General features: G+C 69.6%; 4 protein-coding genes. All 4 read right to left on the reverse strand.

All coding sequences use genetic code 11. The features are described from left to right. Window positions 1–645: ATP-binding protein (locus OXG33_13210; protein ID MCY4114876.1), on the reverse strand; the 645-nt coding region annotated here is incomplete at its 3' end. 54 nt (window positions 646–699) lie between these two features. Beyond that, entirely contained in the window at window positions 700–1,620 is a 921-nt protein-coding gene (locus OXG33_13215) for a hypothetical protein (GenBank protein ID MCY4114877.1), read from the reverse strand. 86 nt (window positions 1,621–1,706) lie between these two features. Continuing rightward, window positions 1,707–1,985: a hypothetical protein gene (locus tag OXG33_13220; protein MCY4114878.1), complete on the reverse strand. Its 279-nt coding sequence runs from the start codon at window positions 1,983–1,985 to the stop codon at window positions 1,707–1,709. Window positions 1,986–2,275: 290 nt separating this feature from the next. Then, window positions 2,276–2,820: transposase (locus OXG33_13225; protein MCY4114879.1), on the reverse strand; the 545-nt coding region annotated here is incomplete at its 5' end.

Consider the following 2,820-nt stretch of genomic DNA (forward strand, 5'->3'; position numbering starts at 1 on the left):
GTGCGGCCCGGGCGGGGGCTGGCGTGCGTGCACGCCGAGCCGTAGCCCGCGCCACTCCTCGACGTGGACTGCGCCGTGGAGGAAGGAGATGCGCTCGACGCTGTTGCTGTCGCAGGTCACCGGCAGCGGGAAGTACCGCGCTGCGGAGTTGACGTTGTCGGGATTGGCCTTGTCGTCGTCGAAGACGATCTCGGTGCCGAAGGCGACGCTGCCGGCGTCGATCACCTCGACGGGAGCGATCCGATGTCCGAGGAAGTGCTCCGGGGTCAGGTGGACCTGCCACGCGGGCAGTTGCTTGCCGTCGGCTGGGCGGGGCCGGGAGCGGATGGTGACCTTCGCGCGCCGGGCCAGCGAGTAGACGCCCATCCCGGCGGGGTCTTCGCGCCGGGCGGTCTCGGCGTCCCAGTCGGTGCGGCCGAAGGCGAGCAGTGCGGCCGGGTCGGCGATGCCCCGGCCGTTGTCTACGACGCGGACCTCGCCGTCCGCGATGGTGACGTCGACCTTCGTCGCGCCGGCGCGGCGGGCGTTCTGGAACAGCTCGTTCAGCGTCTCGACGGTCGTGGCGTTGAAGAAGCGGGTGACGCGGCTGATGGCGTCCTCGTGGACGCGGGCGCGGATGGTTGCGGGCAGCAGTTTCTCGGGCATCGTCTCTCCTGGCGTGTCGGGTGGGTTCTTCGGGCCTGCTGGCCCGGTGCGGCGTCAGTCGCCGCCGTGCTCGTCGGTTTCCGCGCCGCCGGTCTTGCGGCTTTGCGGCACTCGCGGCTCGGGCGGCTGTAGCGGGTCCGGCGGCGCGGCGTGGCGGCTCGGCTGGCGGCGTTCGGCCTCGACGGTGGGGCTCGGCAGCCGCCGCCGGGTCTCCTCGACCAGGCCGATCGGGTCCGGGTGGGTGTCCAGGCAGTTCAGCAGGCGCTGTCCGGCTGCGGGGACCGTCCCTGAGAGCGCCATCGCGCCGATGTGGCGGCGCGTGTTGCGGAGGACGTCGGCCGCCGGCGCGTCGTCGTCTTCGGGCCAGCAGGCGAGCAGGCCCGCCTGGGTCCAGCGCTGGATGTCCTCGGGCTCGTACGTCCAGTTGACCATCGCTATGTCGGCGTCGTACAGGACCAGGCCGGTCGTGTGCGTTCCGCGGTGTCCGGCTTCGACCGCCCAGCGGTTGACCTCGACGTGGTCGATGACCGTCATCTCGGTTCGCAGGCAGAGCCACGCTTCCAGGGCGATGGTCTCGCACACCATCCTGGCCTCGGCGCTGCGGCGGACGTCGTCCGGGCGGCAGCCGGGGAATCCCCGCGGGTCGATCTCGTCGAGCAGCCGCACGGCCTGGTCGCTGTAGACCCGCGGCGGCTGAATGAGGACGTACGGGCTGGAGGCGTCGTTCCACACCTTCCACCACCAGGACTCCTCGGCGAGCTGCCGGGCCGCGTGCATCGCCCCGCGCGCGCGGTGGTGCTCGAGCAGGTTCGCGGCCAGGTCCGTTCCCGACGTGATTGCTCCAGCGCTGGTCGGCGCGAGCTGCTCGGCTATGGCGGGCAGTATTCCCATCTTGAGCTCCTTGAGCTCCAGCCATGCGGCGAGCAGGCCCCGCGCCGTCGGGTGCCTGAGTTCGTTCGTGTGGAACAGCGTCATGCTGGTGGTCCGGGTGTGGCGCCCTGTCGCCCTCCAAGTCTGGAGGCGGCAGGCGCTCCGGTGGTCGGGTTGTGTGGCGGTCGTCGTTACGACGGCTGTGTTTCCAGCGATTCGGTCGCCGGTTCGAGCCACGCCTGCAGCACCTGCTCGTGGGTGTGCTCGCCGCGGATCATTCCCGTCCTGCGGGGTGCGATCAGCCGGCGCTGCTCTTCGGTGAGCCTGATCTGGACGGTGCGTCGGCCGTAGGGCCGCCACTCGTTCTCGTGGACGATCGCGATGTAGTTCGGGGTGTCGTCGATCAGCACGACCGTGAGGGTGTCGGGGACCAGGGGCGGGTTTGCCCCCGGGTCGGTCTTCGTCTTCATCTGGAGACTCCCTCCTTCAGGAGGGGGAGGAACCGGACTTTTTCCGGAGCGGGCAGCGACTCGAGCGCCGTCGTTGCCGCGCTGGCGTCGCTCGATCCCTGATTGCTGGTCTGCGCTCAGCGCCCGCGCCGCCGCATCCGGTTCTTTCCGTGATTGTGGTCGCTCATGCGGCCTGGCGCTCCGCTTGCTCTCGTGAACCTCGAGAAGCGCGATCGCCTGGATCTGCCGTTGTTCTTCCAGTGTCCTGTTCGTGGGCTTAGTACCGCTGGGTCATAAGTTCGGCAACGTATTCACGCGGCATCAGCCAGGGACGGTGAGTCGAGCTTCTTGAGGAGTTTGGTCAAGTCGTCGCGGGTGAAGGTCCATTCGAACGGTTTGCCGATTTCGGCGAAGTGGCTCTCGAAGCTGCGGAGGCGGTCGGCGAGCTCTGCCGTGCCAGCGAAGTCGTTGGGCGTCAGGACCTTGCGTTGCACGATCGAGAAGTAGATCTCGATCTGATTGAGCCAACTGGCATGGCACGGGGTATGGACGAGCTGCAGCCTGGGGTCCCACGTCTGAGCCCGTTGGATGGATCGCGCGCCGCGGTGCGAGGAGCCGTTGTCGACGATCCAGAACACGCGCCGGGCCTGCCGGTAGGGGTCGGTAGCCATGACCTGCTCGACCAGGCGACGGAAGGGCAGGGTTCCGGTTTTGGCCTCACAGCGTCCGACCACCTGGGCGCGGTGCACGTCGAGGGCTGCGAGGCAGGCCCAGGCCCCGCAGCGTTGGTATTCGTGTCCGACGCGCCTGGCGCGGCGGGGGCGGGGGGGCACGGGGGCGGGCGTCCGGGGCCGCC

Source organism: Chloroflexota bacterium, from assembly GCA_026708035.1.
Taxonomy (GTDB): Bacteria; Chloroflexota; UBA11872; order UBA11872; family UBA11872; genus JAJECS01.

Bases quoted from the DNA above. Each gene is read 5' to 3' on its own strand.
- OXG33_13215 (MCY4114877.1), bottom strand. From the start codon at position 1,620: ATGACGCTGTTCCACACGAACGAACTCAGGCACCCGACGGCGCGGGGC.
- OXG33_13220 (MCY4114878.1), bottom strand. From the start codon at position 1,985: ATGAAGACGAAGACCGACCCGGGGGCAAACCCGCCCCTGGTCCCCGAC.